9 protein-coding genes and 2 pseudogenes are annotated in these 15,297 nt (G+C 74.4%); 2 read left to right on the forward strand and 9 right to left on the reverse strand.

Annotation, left to right across the window (positions count from 1 at the left end):
* Positions 1-261 precede the first annotated feature (261 nt).
* A pseudogene (locus OO57_RS44950) lies at positions 262-3,018 on the forward strand (glycoside hydrolase family 3 C-terminal domain-containing protein); the annotation flags it as partial.
* A 633-nt stretch (positions 3,019-3,651) separates the two neighbouring features.
* On the opposite strand, the gene OO57_RS47475 reads toward OO57_RS44950, so the two are convergent.
* The 9 genes and pseudogenes from OO57_RS47475 to OO57_RS47055 all read right to left on the reverse strand — a co-directional run bounded on the left by OO57_RS47475 (position 3,652) and on the right by OO57_RS47055 (position 14,174).
* A complete protein-coding gene (locus OO57_RS47475; protein WP_081974138.1) occupies positions 3,652-3,933 on the reverse strand; it encodes a discoidin domain-containing protein in 282 nt (93 codons plus the stop codon).
* Between the two features lie 20 nt (positions 3,934-3,953).
* Positions 3,954-5,267 (reverse strand): annotated as a pseudogene (locus OO57_RS38765) (glycoside hydrolase family 76 protein); the annotation flags it as partial.
* A 67-nt stretch (positions 5,268-5,334) separates the two neighbouring features.
* Entirely contained in the window at positions 5,335-8,337 is a 3,003-nt protein-coding gene (locus OO57_RS33065) for a lectin (RefSeq protein ID WP_063737694.1), read from the reverse strand.
* A gap of 373 nt (positions 8,338-8,710) precedes the next feature.
* Positions 8,711-8,947 carry a hypothetical protein gene (locus OO57_RS33070; RefSeq protein WP_199811372.1) on the reverse strand — a complete coding sequence of 79 codons (237 nt, stop codon included), beginning with the start codon at positions 8,945-8,947 and terminating at the stop codon, positions 8,711-8,713.
* A 238-nt stretch (positions 8,948-9,185) separates the two neighbouring features.
* The gene (locus tag OO57_RS33075; RefSeq protein WP_051778559.1) at positions 9,186-10,478 is read right to left on the reverse strand and encodes a glycosyltransferase family 2 protein; all 1,293 of its coding nucleotides are present in this window, start codon (positions 10,476-10,478) and stop codon (positions 9,186-9,188) included.
* Positions 10,475-10,651, reverse strand: coding sequence for a hypothetical protein (locus OO57_RS44320; RefSeq protein ID WP_158715310.1), 177 nt, complete (start codon positions 10,649-10,651; stop codon positions 10,475-10,477). The genes OO57_RS33075 and OO57_RS44320 overlap by 4 nt, the downstream gene beginning before the upstream one ends.
* Positions 10,652-10,834: 183 nt before the next feature.
* Positions 10,835-12,184 carry a non-hydrolyzing UDP-N-acetylglucosamine 2-epimerase gene (gene wecB, locus OO57_RS33080; RefSeq protein WP_063737695.1) on the reverse strand — a complete coding sequence of 450 codons (1,350 nt, stop codon included), beginning with the start codon at positions 12,182-12,184 and terminating at the stop codon, positions 10,835-10,837.
* A gap of 110 nt (positions 12,185-12,294) precedes the next feature.
* Positions 12,295-13,470: a GDSL-type esterase/lipase family protein gene (locus tag OO57_RS33085; RefSeq protein WP_106974169.1), complete on the reverse strand. Its 1,176-nt coding sequence runs from the start codon at positions 13,468-13,470 to the stop codon at positions 12,295-12,297.
* A gap of 83 nt (positions 13,471-13,553) precedes the next feature.
* Complete coding sequence (locus OO57_RS47055; RefSeq protein WP_051778560.1) at positions 13,554-14,174, reverse strand: TetR/AcrR family transcriptional regulator; 621 nt, start codon at positions 14,172-14,174, stop codon at positions 13,554-13,556.
* Positions 14,175-14,295: 121 nt separating this feature from the next.
* On the opposite strand from OO57_RS47055, the gene OO57_RS33095 reads away from it, so the two are divergent.
* Positions 14,296-15,255, forward strand: a complete 960-nt coding sequence (locus OO57_RS33095) for an ankyrin repeat domain-containing protein (protein WP_033256453.1) — start codon at positions 14,296-14,298, stop codon at positions 15,253-15,255.
* Positions 15,256-15,297 lie beyond the last annotated feature (42 nt).

Raw genomic sequence — 15,297 nt, forward strand, 5'->3', positions numbered from 1 at the left:
CCCCCACCCCCCACCCCCACTTCCGCGCCCCGAGCCGTCGGCCGGGGCGCCCTTCCGCCGACTGGAGCCGTCGTGCGCCGTCCTCACCTGCGAACCGCCCTGGCCGGGCCACTCGCCGCCCTCCTGGTGGCCGGGGCCCTGGCCACCCTCGGCAGCCCGGCGGCACGGGCCGCCGACCAGCCGTGGACCAACGCCGCCCAGACCCCCGAACAGCGCGCCGACGAACTGCTCGCCGCGATGACCCAGGCCGAGAAGCTGACCATGCTGCACGGCGGGCCGTCCTGCGGCTACGCGGGCTGCATCCCGGCCAACACCCGCCTCGGCATCCCCGCGCTGCACTTCCAGGACGGCCCGGTGGGCGCCGGGGACGGCCTGACCGGCGTGACCCAGCTCGCGGCCCCGGTGGCCGGCGCGGCCAGCTGGGACCCGGAGCTGATGCGCGCGTACGGCCAGGTGCTCGGCGCCGAGCAGTGGGGCAAGGGCACCAACGTGGTCCTGGCCCCGACCGTCAACATCGTCCGGGACCCGCGCTGGGGCCGGGCCTTCGAGTCGTTCGGCGAGGACCCGTACCTGGCCGGGCAGATCGGCGCCGCCGACATCGCGGGCATCCAGAGCCAGGGCCCGATGGCGCAGGTGAAGCACTTCGCGGTCTACAACCAGGAGACCAACCGCAACACCCTCGCCGACAACGCGGTGGTCTCCGACCGTGCCGAGCGGGAGATCTACCTGCCGGCCTTCGAGGCCGCCGTCCAGCAGGGCGTCGACTCCGCGATGTGCTCGTACTCGGCGGTCAACGGGGCCTTCGCCTGCGAGAACGGGCCGCTGCTGAACGGCGTCCTCAAGGGCGACCTCGGCTTCAAGGGCTTCGTCACCGCGGACTGGGGCGCCACCCACTCCACCGTCGCCTCGGCCAACAACGGCCTGGACGTGGAGATGCCGGGCAGCGACTACTACGGCACCGCGCTGACCAACGCCGTCAACGCCGGGCAGGTGTCGCAGGCGACGATCGACGACCACGTCCGCCGGGTGCTGGTGCCGATGTTCCGCCGCGGCCTGTTCGACCGGGCGCAGAACGGCAACCGGGACGCCGTCGTCACCAACGCCGCGAACGCCGCCGTCGCGCAGAAGGTCGCGCAGGAGGGCAGCGTCCTGCTGAAGAACGACGCCGCGGTGCTGCCCGTGGCGCCGTCGGTGAAGTCGATCGCGGTGATCGGCGACGACGCCGGGGCGGGCGTGATGACCCAGGGCGGCGGCAGCGCCGCCGTCAACGCCCCCCACGTGGTGACGCCCTACCAGGGCATCAAGGCCCGCGCCGGGGCCGGGACGACGGTGACCTTCGCCCAGGGCGGCCCGTCCGCCGACGGCTCGCTGCCGCCGGTGCCCGCCAGCGCGCTCAAGCCGTCCGGCGGCACCGGCACCGGCCTGTACGGCGAGTACCACAACAGCACCGACCTGTCCGGCCCGGTCGTCGCGAGCCGGGTCGACGCGGGCATCGACACGGTCTGGGGCGGCCAGTCGCCCGCCGCCGGGGTCAACGCCACCAACTGGTCGGTGAAGTGGACCGGCACGCTGACCCCGCCCGCCAGCGGCAGCTACCAGTTCTCGCTGAACAGCGACGACGGCAGCCGCCTGCTCGTCAACGGCCAGCAGGTCATCAACAACTGGTACAACCAGGGCCCCACCACCCGCACCGGCAGCGTCACCCTGACGGCCGGCCAGCCGGTCAGCATCGAGGTCGACTACTACCAGGCCGGCGGCGGCAGCAACGCCACCCTCGGCTGGTCGGTGCCCGGCCAGAGCGCCCACGACCAGGCCGTCGCGGCCGCCCGCAGCTCCGAACTGGCGCTGGTCTTCGTCAGCGACTTCCAGTCCGAGGGCTCCGACCTGCGCGACATCGACCTGTCCGCCGCGCAGAACCAGCTCGTCGCGGACGTCGCCGCCGTCAACCCGCACACCGTCGTGGTGGTCAACAGCGGCTCCGCCGTCACCATGCCCTGGGCGGGCTCGGTGCAGGGCATCGTCGAGAACTGGTACCCCGGGCAGGAGGCGGGCACCGCGATCGCCGCGCTGCTCTACGGCGACGTCAACTTCTCCGGCAAGCTCCCCGTGACCTTCCCGAAGTCGCTCGCCGACGTGCCCGCCGCGAGCACCGCGCAGTGGCCCGGCCAGAACGGCAGCGTGCAGTACTCCGAAGGCGTCGACGTCGGCTACCGCTGGTACGACGCCAAGAACAAGGAGCCGCTGTACCCCTTCGGCCACGGCCTCTCCTACACCACCTTCGGGTACTCCGGCCTGACCGTCTCCGCCCCCGACGCCGCGGGCAACGCGGCCGTCGGCTTCGACGTCACCAACACCGGCACCCGGGCCGGCTCCGAGGTCGCCCAGGTCTACGTCGGCCAGCCCGCTACCAGCGGCGAGCCGCCCAAGAACCTGCGCGCCTTCCAGAAGGTCGCCCTCGACCCCGGCCAGACCCGGCACGTCACCCTGACCCTGGACGCCCGCAGCTTCCAGTACTGGAACGGGAGTTGGACCACCGCGACCGGAACCCACACCGTCTCGGTCGGCTCCTCCTCCCGCGACCTGCGCCTGACCGCCCAGACCACCGTCACCGGCGGCACGGGCGGCACGGGCGGCACCGGCGGCGGTCTGACCCTGCTGCCGCGCACGGGCTGGACGGCTTCGGCCTCCGCCACGGGTGGGGGTGACGTGGCGGCGAACATGCTGGACGGGGTGGCGGGTTCGCGCTGGTCGTCGGGTACGCCGATGGTGTCGGGCCAGTCGGTGACGGTGGACACGGGGGCGGTGCGGCCGCTGGCGCGGATCACCATGGACTCCGGTGGCAGCGCGAACGACTACGCCCGCGGCTACCAGGTGTTCCTGTCCACCGACGGCGCGTCGTGGGGTTCCGCGGTGGCGTCCGGCAGCGGTACGGGTGCGTTGGTGACGGTCGACTTCCCCGCCCGCAGCGCCCGCTACGTCAAGGTCGTCCAGACCGGTACGTCCAGTTCCTGGTGGTCGATCGCCGAGTTCAACGCCTACACCTCCGGCGGCGCGGTCAGCGTCCTGCCGCGCACGGGCTGGTCGGCTTCGGCCTCCGCCACGGGCGGGAGCGACGTGGCGGCGAACATGTTGGACGGGGTGGCGGGTTCGCGCTGGTCGTCGGGCACGCCGATGGCGCCGGGCCAGTCGGTGACGGTGGACACGGGCGCGGTGCGGCCGCTGGCGCGGAGACTTCCCGGCGCAGAGCGCCCGCTACGTCAAGGTCGTGCAGACCGGGACGTCCACCTCGTGGTGGTCGATCGCCGAGTTCAACGCCTACGGCTGAGCCGGGCCGCCCGCTACGTGACTCCGCCCGCGTCCGACACCCGGACGCGGGCGGAGTCACGTCGGGGAGCCGCTCACCGACGGATCCCCGGTCGGCCTGCGCGGGGACGCCCTGCCGGACGCGGCCGGGCAGGACCCTCGTCGGTCCGGGCGAGCGGTCCGGGCGAGCGGTTCGGCGTCCACGTCCGGCGTCCACGTCCGGCAGGTTCCCGAGCCACCCGCACGGTGCACGGGCCACGATTCTGGCGCACACCCCTCGTCCGGACCGTCCCATGCGTCCGCCCGCGTCCGGGTGCCGGACGCGGGCGGAAACGTGTGCGGGGCGGCTCAGCTATAGGCGTTGAACTCGGTGATCGACCACCACGAGGTGGACGTCCCGGTCTGCACGACCTTGACGTAGCGGGCGCTGCGGGCGGGGAAGTCGACCGTCACCAACGCGCCCGTACCGCTGCCGGTCGCCACCGCGGAGCCCCACGACGCGCCGTCGGTGGACAGGAACACCTGGTAGCCGCGGGCGTAGTCGTTCGCGCTGCCACCCGAGTCCATGGTGATCCGCGCCAGCGGCCGCACCGCGCCCGTGTCCACCGTCACCGACTGGCCCGGCGCCATCGGCGTGCCCGACGACCAGCGCTGAGGGCCGGGGCGTAGGGGTGGTCGGGCAGTTGGGCGTTGAGTCGGCCCAGGCCGCGGGCGTAGGCGCCCTTGAAGGAGGCGCCGTCGCTGGTGCAGCTGTCGTCCTCGCCGGGTTCGCGCAGGACGCCGCCGCTGGTCAGGCGGGTGGTGGAGGCGTCGGCGAGGGTGCGGGCGGTGGTGAGCAGGGTCGCGTCGCCGGTGGCGCGGTAGAGCTCGGTGAGGCCGCCGAGGATCACGCCCTGGTTGTACGTCCAGGTGGGCTGGCCGTTGTTGGCGCAGGCGTCGTTGAGGCCGTCGTTGACCAGGTGGTCGGTGTTGACCATGCCGCTGTTCCGGAACCAGTTCCACTCGTCGCGGGCCCGTTGGAGGTAGGCGGTGTCGCCGGGGATGCGGTTGTGCAGGGCGGCGGTGAGCTGGAGGAACAGTTCGTTGGTGACGGCGTTCTTGTAGTTGCCGTTGGTGTTCCAGCGCACCCCGCCGCCGCAGGTGCCGTTCCAGTTGGCGTACATGTGGTCGGCGTCGGCGCGGGCGGTGTTCAGGTAGCGGCTGTCGCCGGTCAGGTCGTAGGCGGCGACTCAGGCCAGCCCCCACCAGCCGGTGTCGTCGAGGTACTCGTTGGTGAAGTTGCCGCCCTGCGCGCCGATGTTCTTGTCGTAGGTCTCGGCGATGGCGTAGGTGTAGCTGTTCATCCCGGTGGCCCGGGCGTTGTCGACGATCGCGGTGAGCGCGTTGGCGCCGGTCCACCAGCCGTTGCCGCCGAAGAGCTTGGTGCCGCGGTCGAACGACATCATCAGGGCGGTCGCGGCGGCGGTGCGCCGGTCCCAGGCGTTCCAGGTGGTGCGCGCCCAGGGGGTGCAGGCGATGGTGCTGCCGACCTGGCCGCAGGCCCGCAGCGCGCCGACGCCCCGGGTGTTCCAGTCGTCGACGTTGTACATCAGGGTGCGCCAGCCGTTGCCGCCCGCGGGCACCTTGGTGTCGCCGAGCTTGCTGCCGCCGGTCCAGGTGCGGCCGCCGTCCATCGAGCGGTCCAGCCACACCTCGTCCCCGCCCGCGCCGCCGGTGATCGACGCCCAGCCCATCGCGTCGGCGTCGTCGAAGTGCAGGACGAGCGTGCGGCCGGACAGCGTCGCGGACACCGGCTGCCGGTCCTGCGGGCTGAGGGCGGGGTCGCGGGTGTCGCAGTACTTGTTGCAGATCGCGGCGTCGGCGGCCGCCGCAGGGGTGGCGGTGAGGACGGTGCCGGGCAGGGCCGCGGCCAGGACAGCGGTGGACAGCAGGGCGGCGCGCAGGGGCCGGGGTACGGGAGGCATGGGGGTCTCCTGGGTCGGGTGGGGGCGGGGCCGTGGGGTGACCCCGTTCGTGGGGGGTGCGGCGGTGTCAGGCGGCGGGCAGGTTCCACTGCTGGGCCGGGGTGCCGTTGCAGTCGAAGAGCTGGAGCTGGATCCCGTCGGCCGTACCGGAGTTGGGCACGTCCAGGCAGCGGCCGGACGGCGGGTTGCGCAGCGCCCTGGTGGTGGCGTCGTAGGCCCACTGCTGGCCGGTGCCGCCGTTGCAGTCCCACAGCACGACCGGGGTGTTGTTGCCGGTGCCGCTGCCGGACGCGGCCACGCAGCGCCCGAGGATCCGCAGGGTGCCGTCGCCGGGGACGGTGACCGACTGGGCGGGCGAGCCGTTGCAGCTCCACGACTGGATGCGGTTGCCGTTCGCGGTGGCGGCGGCGTTGTCGTCCAGGCACTTGCCGGCCAGCGCCGAGGGGGTGGCGCCGGTGCGGGCGCGCGGCAGCGTCCACTGCTGGGCGGGGGTGCCGTTGCAGTCGAAGATCTGGAGCTGGATGCCGTCCGCCGTACCGGAGTTCGGGATGTCCAGGCACTTGCCCGAGCCCGTGTTGACCAGGGCGCTCCCGCGCGGGATCCACTTCTGTCCGTCGCTCTGGTTGCAGTCCCACAGCTGGACGGGGGCGCCGTCGGCGGTGGAGCCGCCGCTGACGTCCAGGCACTTGCCGGACTGCGTGACGCTGCCGTCGCCGGGGAGCGTCCAGCGCTGCGCGGCGGTGTTGTTGCAGCCGTAGGACTGCACCCGGGTGCCGTTGGAGGTGCCCCCGGCGGCCGCGTCCAGGCACTTGCCCGCGAGGCCGGAACCGATCGGACCGGTCGGGCCGACCTGGACCCGGGGCGGCCGGGCGTCGCCGTTGCCGCCGTAGGAGGGCGGTGCGGAGGACACGGCGGTGGCCCAGTTGGTGTTGGCGGTGGTGCCCAGGACGAGGTCGAGGGTGGCGCCGTTGATGACGGAGCCCGCGGGGAGGTAGGCGTTGTTCCAGCTGGCGCCGTTGAGGGTGGCGCTCTGGACGTAGGGGGCGCCGGTGGCGGCCTGCGGGGCGTTGACGACGAGCCTGCCGCCGCCCGCCAGGGTGACGGTGACGTTGGTGAACAGGGGCGAGCCGAGGGCGAGGTCGGCGGTGCCGGGTGTCTGGGGGTAGAAGCCCATCGCGGAGAAGACGTACCAGGCGCTCATCGTGCCGAGGTCGTCGTTGCCGACGCGCCAGTTCGCCGGGTCGTTGGGCCACAGCTGGTTCTGGACGTCGCGCACGGTCTTCTGGGTCTTCCAGGGCCGGCCGATGTAGTCGTACTCCCAGGGGAGTTCGATGGAGGGCTCGTTGCCGAGGTCGGCGTGCGAGCCGCCGGAGCCGTGGAAGTCGGCCAGGACGGCGTCCAGGTAGGCGGCGAGCTTCGCGTTGCCGCCCATCGCGTCGGCGAGTCCGCGGACGTTGTGCGGGACGGCGCCGGTGTACTGCCAGGAGGTGCCCTCGACGAACTGGTCGCTGCTGGTGGGGTCGAAGCCGTCGCGCCAGGTGCCGTCCTTGAGCTTGGGCTGCATGAAGCCGGAGGCGGGGTTGAACACGTTGCGCCAGTCCTGGGCCCGGTTGGCGAACTGGTCGCGGACGGCGGTGTCGCCGAGCGCTCCGGCGAACGCGGAGACGGCGAAGTCCTGGGCTGCGTACTCCAGCTGGGTGGCCACCGAGCCGTAGAACCCGGGCGCGTACGTGCCGTCGGACGGCAGGTAGCCGTAGTTGGACTGGTAGTCGAGCCCCAGCCGGATGCCGTTGCCCGCCGACCCCTGCCGCACCATCGCGTCCTTGGCCGCGGCGGTGTCGAAGTCCCGTGCGCCGAAGGCGTAGTAGTCCGCGATGACGGCCGGTGCGGGGTCGCCGTTCATGACGTTGGTCTCGGCCGAGTTCAGCGACCACTTCGGCAGCTGACCGCTCTGCGCGAAGTCGTTGACCAGCGACTGCGCGCTGTCACTGGCCTGCTGCGGGGCGACCAGTGCCTCCAACTGCGCCTGGGTGCGGTAGATGTCCCAGCCGGAGTAGGTGCCGTACTGGGCCTGCTGCCGACCGCTGACGGTGTGCACCCTGCGGTCGAAGCCCCAGTACTTCCCGTCGCTGTCGCTGAGCAGGTTCGGGTGCAGCAGTGCGTGGTAGAGCGCGGTGTAGAACACCTTCTGCTGGTCCGCGGTGCCGCCGGTGACGGCGATCCTGCCCAGGACGGCGTTCCAGGCGTCGTGGTTGGCGGTGCGGACGGCGTTGAAGTCCCAGTTCGGGTTCTCCGCGGTCCGGTTGGCGGTGGCACCGGCGATGGAGACGTAGGACAGGCCGACCTTCGCCTGCACGGTGCGGTTGCCCGTGGTGTCGAAGGTGACCGAGTTCCCGCCGTCGAACGTGCCGGTGGAGGTGATCGGCCGGTCGAAGACCATGTCGAAGTAGGCGGTGTACGAGGGCGCCGAGGCGCAGAACAGGCCGGCGTCCACCGAGCCGCTGACCTCGGTGCTGCTGACCTTGGTGAAGTGCAGGTTGGTGGCCTTGTCCGCGCTCAGCTTGAACAGCAGGTTGGCCCGGGTGGTGGCGGGGAACGTGAAGCGCGCCATGCCGGAACGGGCGGTCGTGGTCAGCTCGGTGGTGACGCCGTTGTCCAGGGTCACGGAGTAGGCGCCCGCGCTCGCGGACTCCCTCGCGTGCGAGAAGCCGACCGTCGCGCCGCCGTCGACGGCGCCGGTGGTCGGCAGGACGGGTACGTCCCCCATTGCCCCGCACCCGGGCCCGGACAGGTGGTTCAGGCTGAACCCGGTGATGGTGTTGTCGGTGTAGGCGTAGTCGCCGCCCGGCGGCCGGGTCGGGGTGTCGGGGCTCCACTGCACCATGCCGAACGGCGAGTCGGCGCCGGGGAAGGTGTTGCCCTCGTGCGACGTCCCGAGCAGCGGGTTGACCAGTGAGGCGGGATCGGACACCGCGGCGGCCGCCGCTGCGGGCGCCGCCTGGGCGGGCGCGGGAACGGCGAGTCCGAGGACCACGAGACAGGCGGCCAGGGGGAGGCGCCAGCGTTTCATCGTTGCCCCTCCAGAAGGGAACAGACGGGGTGTCACCGAACCGGCGGAGGCTCGGTGCGGTAAGCAAAGAGGACCCTGGCAACGTTGTCAACGACTGGGACCGAATCGGCCCTTGGGTTCAAGCCCTGTAGCCAAGGCGGCGCCCGCGCCCCCGCGGCCTCCCCGGACGCCTCCCCGGTAGGCTCTCGCCCAACTGGTCAACCGGCCTGTCCAGCACACTTCCTGATGCTGCGTCGATTCCGGGTGAAGTGATCCTGTGAATGATTGCCCCGGAGGAATCCGCAGAAACCGGGACCCCCTGACTACACCGACTTCAAGCCCTGACAGCACCCGCGAGAGGGCTCAGGAGCCTGCGCGGCGGGCGGGAGCCCGGTCAGGACGGGAGCGGCACCGCCGCGGCGGCGAGGCGTTCGTAGGCGCGGCGGACCTCCGGCACCAGCCGGGCGGCGGCCTCCGGGTCGGCGTGCTCGGTGGCGAGCCGCAGGATGTTCCCGCTGCGCCGGTCCGCGGGGACGTCCTCGCCGCGGGGGGTGACGAGGACGTGGAAGTGCGGGTGGTTCTCGCCGAAGACCATCAGGTACGTCGCGGGCGCGCCGGTCGCCTCGGCCACCACCGGACCGCCCACCTGGCCGCGGCCCCCGGCAACTGCTGCGCGGACGGCTGCCGGGCCGCCACGGATCGCACCGAACTCCCGCTCCCCGACGGAGGGTTGCGCTTCGGCGAGTTCAACGACCACTCCGGACGCCCCGAGTTGACCACCCGACCCGCCGACGCGCGCTACCCGCCGCGGCGACTCGTCCGCTCGCGGCACGCGGTGACGCTCCGCCGGGCCTCCGCGGTCGCCCGGCTCACTGCCCCCGGGCCGCCCGGGCCACCCGCCGGGTCTTCGCCCAGTCCCGCCGCCCCCGGAGGATCCGCCACAGCGCCCGCCAGGTCGCCAGGTAGGTGACGTACGTCAGCAGGTACGAGGCGTGGTGCAGCCCGACCGAGCGCCACCAGCCGTAGTGCCGGGTGCGCCGGTGGTACAGCGTGGCCTGGTACAGGTGCGGCGCGAACGCCAGCAGGTACACCGCCACCGCCGTCGCCACGGCCGCCGCCGCCCCGCTGTGCGCGCCCACCGCGAGCGTCGCCAGCACGCCCAGCACCGCCAGCAGGTGCGCCAGCACCGACCAGGGCAGCGCCAGGCACCACGGCTGCAGCAGGTACAGCGCCAGCTCCAGCGCGGCCGCCGTGCCCAGCCGCGAACTGCGCCACACCTCGCCCAGCCGCCCGGCGCAGACCATGTGCCCCTGCGCCCAGCGGGTGCGCTGGCGCAGCAGCGCCCGCAGGCGCTCCGGGCCCTCCTGGACGACGTGCGCCAGGCTGGTGGTGCGCAGCCGCCAGCCCCGCACGGCCAGCGACAGCGCCAGGTCGAGGTCCTCGGTCAGCGAGTCCGTCCACGGCGCGCCGGGCACCGAGCGCAGCGCCGACAGCCGGGCGAACTGGGCGTTGCCGCCCAGACTGACCGTGCCGAACGGGTCGCGCCCGTACTGCGCGGTCGCGGCGGCGCCCCAGAACCCGGCGTCCTGGATCCGGGTCAGCAGCCTGTCCCGGTTGCGGATCCGGACGGCCAACTGCGCGCCGCCCACCGCCGGGTCGGCGAACAGCGGCGCGACGTGCGCCAGCGCGCCGGGGCTCAGCCGCCCGTCCGCGTCCATCACCGCCACCACCACCCGCTCCTCCGGCACGCCCAGCCGCTCCGCCGCCGCCACCAGGTGCGGCAGCGCCGCGTTCAGCGCCGCGCCCTTGCCCTGCCGGGCCTGCGGCAGCCGCCGCGACAGCACCTCGACCCGGTCGCCGCCCGCCGCCCGGGCCCGCTCGGCGGTGGCGTCGGCGGACCCGTCGTCGACCACCGTCACCCGGGCCCGGGCGTCCTGCGCCAGCAGGTTGGCCACCGTCGCGCCGATCACCGCCTCCTCGTCCAGGCAGGGCACCAGGAACCAGAACACCAACTCCCCGTCCTCCGGCGCCGGTCGGCTGCCCTGCCGCTGCTCGGCCCGGACGCGCAGCCGCCCGGAGAACTGCAGCACCAGGAAGTAGGTGAGCCCGTAGCCCAGCACCAGCAGGACGAACGTGGTCAGTGGACCGACGGGCAGGTTCACCGCGACCTCCGGTGCGAGCCGTGCGAGCCGTGCGGGCCCTCCGGCACCGGCCCGGCCACCGGTGCCGCGCGGCGGCGCGGCACCCCGGCGGCCCGCAGCCCGCAGGCCGCCCCCGCGACGGCCGCGAACAGCCCGGCCGCCACCGCCAGCGTCAACGCCCCGTCCCGCAGCACCAGCCACGCCGCCCGCCCGCCCGGCCGGCCGGTCCGACCCGGCCAGCGCCCACCCGGCCAGCAGCACGCCCGTCCCCAGCAGCACCGACAGCACCCGGCGCCCCCACGCCCCGTACCGCCCGTCCCGCGCCCCCGTCGGGCCCGCCGCGCCCGGCACCCCCGCCGCGCCCTCCGCGTCCGCCGTCACGCCCCGGCCCGTTCCGCCCGGTGGATCGCGGCCTCGTCGAAGCCCGCGGCCCGCAGCACCGAGGCCCGCCGGTAGCCGCTGCCGAAGCGGGCCGGTTTCGGGGTGCGGAAGGTCAGGTGCTCCAGGGCGGCCACGATCCGCTCGGCCGCGTGCCCGTCGCCGTACGGGTTGTCGGCGGCGGCCATCGCGGCGCGCGCCCCGTCGTCGTCCAGCAGGCGGCGCACCGCCGCGGCGACCGCACCGGTCTCGGTGCCGACCAGCCGCAGGGTGCCCGCGTCCACGCCCTCGGTGCGCTCGGTGCTCTCCCGGGTGACCAGCACCGGGACGCCGAGGGCGGGCGCCTCCTCCTGGACGCCGCCGGAGTCGGTCACCACCAGCACGGCGCGCCCCAGCAGCGCGGCGAACACCGGGTACGGCAGCGGCTCGGTCAGCAGGACGTTGGGCAGCGGGTCGAGCGCCGGTCGCAGCTGCGCGCGGACGGCCGGGTTGGGGTGCAGCGGCAGCACGAACGCGGTGTCGGGCCGTTCGGCGGCGACCTGGGCGAGCGCGGCGGCGACGTGGCCGAGCGCCCCGGTGGCCAGGTTCTCGCGGCGGTGCGCGGTCACCACCACGATCCGGCGGCCGGGGTCGGCCAGCAGCGCGTCCACCTCGGGCCGCCCGGAGGGGCGGGCGGAGGCGGAGGTGGTGGCGGAGGCCCACAGCAGGGCGTCGACCGCGGTGTTGCCGGTGACGAACACCTGCTCGTGCCGGACCCCTTCCAGGATCAGGTTCTCCTCGTTGAGCGAGGTCGGCGCCAGGTGGAACGCGGCGATCCGGGCGACCAGCTGCCGGTTGAGCTCCTCGGGGAACGGGGTGGCGGTGCGGTGGGTGCGCAGCCCGGCCTCGACGTGCGCGACGGGCATCCGCAGGTGGAACGCGGCGAGCGCGACGGCCGCGGCCGAACTGGTGTCGCCGTGCACCAGCGCCCAGGCGGGGTAGCGCGCGGACGGGCCGTCGACCGCCACGCTGTCGGCGGGGCCGAGGAGTTCGGCGAGGGCCTCCTGCAGGCCGGACAGCACCCGGGCGAACAGGTGGTTCAGCGGCAGGCCCGGCTCCCCGACCGCCAGGTCGACGTCCGGCCGGATCCCGGCCAGGTCGAACACCTCGGCCAGCAGCTCCCGGTGCTGCCCGGTGGAGACCACCAGCGGCCGCAGCCGGGTGCTGGCCCGCAGCGCCCGGATCACCGGCACCATCTTGATCGCCTCGGGCCTGGTCCCGACCGCGACCAGCACCCGCGTCCGCCGGTCCTCCCCGCCCGAGGCGCCCGAGGCGCCCGCGCCGCCCGGCCCGTCCTGCCGCTCCGCCACCGGTGCCCTCCTGTCGCCACGGTCACAGTCGGTCGCCATCCTGGCCCGACCGCCGTGCCCCGTCCGGCTGACACACCGTCGGCCCGCCCCCGCTCAGCCGGTTGCGCCGCTCAGCCGCTCGCCGCCAGTTCCATCGCGGCGGGCCCGCGGCCGGGCGTGTTGACGCAGCGGTGGTCGCCGGTGGGCTGCTCCAACTGGAGGCTCAGGCAGGCGCCGAGGGCCTGCTGGCCGTAGCGGTTGGGGTGCAGCGACTCCTGGAGCTGGCCCTGGCCCGCGCCGGTGGTCAGGAAGCGCATCCACTCGCTGGTCCTCCCGGAGGGCGGGTGCTCGAGGTCGGCCTGCCGGGTGCCCTTGGAGCAGACCTCGCGGCCCTCGAAGGCGCGGGAGAGGTCGAGGAACTCGGCCCCGGCCTCGTGCGCGGCCTCGGCGACGGTGGCGCTGATCTGCGGCACGAGGTCGTCGTGCGCCCAGGTGAGGTCCTTGTCGAAGAACGGGCAGCCGCCCGCGGTGAAGCGGTCGTACTTCTCTCCGGGGTAGCGGACCCGGGCGGCGTCGGGCAGCGGGGACGGGTAGGACTGCAGGACCAGCCGGTAGGAGCCGTCCCGGTGCCCGGCCCGCTTCAGGGCGGTCTTCACGTCGGCGAGGGTCTCGACCACGGCGGTCCGCACGCCGGGCAGCCGGTCCTTGACCTGCTGCTCGGCGTCGGGCGCGCAGGGGGAGCCGCCGAAGGGCTTGAGGAACTGCTTCGTGCACTCGGCGATGATGTCGGAGAACCCCAGGTCGTTGCCGCCGATCGACACCACCACGGCCCGCACCGGCTGCCCGGTCACCGCCTTCTGCAGCTGCCCGGCCTGCGAGGGCTCGCCCTTGAACGGCTTCCCGCCGTTCTCCGGCAGCTTGACGGCCGTCGAAGTCGCCCCGGAGCAGGCCAGGTTGAGCTTGCGGACGTCCAGCGTGAGGGACTGCACCTCGGCGACGTCGGAGCGGTTGCAGCCGTTCTCGTACGAGGCGCCGTACACCCGGGTCGGGTCGGTCTCGTCGGTCTGCGGGTCGTACGCCCGGTCGGTGCCGGACCAGCCGTCGTCCGACTCGTTGCTGTTGCCGGACCAGCGGCCCGCCTCGCCGGAGATGAAGCTGTCGCCCAGCGACACCACCCACGGCGCGTCGGCCGCGGGCTCCCGGACGGCGGAGGCGTGCGCGGGCGCCAGGCCCGTCACGCCCGCCACGCAGACGGCGGCGGCCAGCGCGGCCAGGCCCTTGCGGTGGTACGAAGAAGAAGAGGTCATGCCCACGGTGTCGGCAGCCGCCCGCCGCGGGGTTACGGCTACCGGCCCGTTCGCATCCGAATGGACCAGCGGGGGCGGTGCGTTCAGGCGGCCGGGCGGAACAGCAGCAGCAGCCGCCCGCGGACGGCCTCCCAGTCGGCGGCGAGGTCGTGCCCGCCCGCCGAGGAGAGCAGCAGCAGCCCGCGCATCGCCTGCAGTGCGGTCAGCAGCGAGGCGCCGAACTCGGGGGAGTCGGCGGCCGGGCCGGAGACGACCCGCACCGCGGCCAGCAGCTCGTGCTCCAGCCTCCGCTCGAACTCCCGCACCACCGGCCGCAGTTCGGGGTCGTGCCGGGTGCCGATCAGCAGCTCCAGGAACGCCTGGTAGTCCCGGGTGTTCATCAGCTGCCAGATCATCCCGAGCCCCTGCGCGGCCCGGTCCGGCTGCGGGGCCGCGGCCAGCTCCCGGGCCTGGGCCGGGGCCAGTTCGGCGTACGAGCGGGCCAGGTGGTCGGTGACGGCCTCGATCAGCGCGTTCTTGGTCGGGAAGTGGTGCACCAGCCGCCCCCGGCTCACCCCCGCCGCCTCCCCGACCGCCAGCGTCGAGAACCCGGCGTACCCGCTGTCGCACAGCACGTCCACCGCCGCGCGCAGCAGCAGGTCCCTGGTCTCCAGCGCGCGCTGCTGGACGCGGCGCTGCCGGGCGTCGTCGGAGGGTGCGGGCATGCCGGAATCCTATCCGCACCCGGGGCCGGCCCCGGGTGCCCGGCCCGGGTGTCGGACCCAAGTGCGACAGTGTGCGGACGAGTTCGGCGACCGTGCCGGGCGGCGCGGACGGAGGGGCGCGATGACGGGCTGGGACGGGATCGCCCGGGCGGGCTGGAGCGACCACGCGGCGGTGCTGGCCCGGCTGGAGGCGGGCGCCGACCCGGAGCGGTACGGCGCGGGCCGCCCGCTGCACCAAGCGGCCGCCTACGGCTCCCCGCAGGTGGTGGCCGAACTCGCCGCCCGGGTGGCGGACGTGGACGCGATCGAGCACGGGACGACCGCCCTGTGGGCAGCCGTCATGGCGGGCCGGGCGGACAACGCCCGGGCGCTGGCCGCCGCCGGGGCCGACCCCTGGCTGCCCCAGCTCGGCGGCTGGTCGCCCGGCCGCCTCGCCCTGGCCGGGCCCGATCCCGACCTGTTCCCGCGGCCCGCCGCGGGTACCGCGGGCACCGAACTGACGCCCGCCGAACGGGAGACCGCCCGCAGCGGACGCGAACTCGTCGCGGCACTCGGCGAGTTCCACCACGAGGGCACCGGCCTGGCCTGCGTCGCGGGCATCGACGCCGACGAGGCGGTCCGCCGACTGGGCGGCGAACCGCTGGACGCGCAGTACCTGGAGGACTTCCTCGAAGACCCCTACGCCTACGAGATGGAGGAGGGCCTGCTGATCGCGGGCGCCACCACCGTCCCCGGCGGCTGCGTCGTCACCCAGCCCTGGGGCTGCACCCCCGCCACCCCGGGCGCGCTGGCCCGGCTGACCGCGGGTACCTTCGGCTACGGCCTGTACGCCAACCCGAAGAGCGGCAACCAGGGCAGCATCGCCCGCGACGGCACCGTAGAGGCCGGCGACCTGCACCCCGGCGGCGGCCCGAACCCCGCAGACACCTCCGAACAGGTCCTCGCCGGATACCTGTTCCACCACCGCGCGGTCGCCGCCGCCTGCGCCTTCGCCGAGCTGCGGCCCACCGACGACCGCGCCGTCGCGGGCCCCGCCGACCGCTGGGTCAAGCTGCCCGACATCGACTACTGGGAGCACTGACCGCGCCCCCGGCGCCCGCTCAGAAGGCGCCGGGGAGCACGG

Origin of the sequence: Kitasatospora phosalacinea, from assembly GCF_000717185.1 — a bacterium.
Taxonomy (GTDB): domain Bacteria; phylum Actinomycetota; class Actinomycetes; order Streptomycetales; family Streptomycetaceae; genus Kitasatospora; species Kitasatospora phosalacinea_A.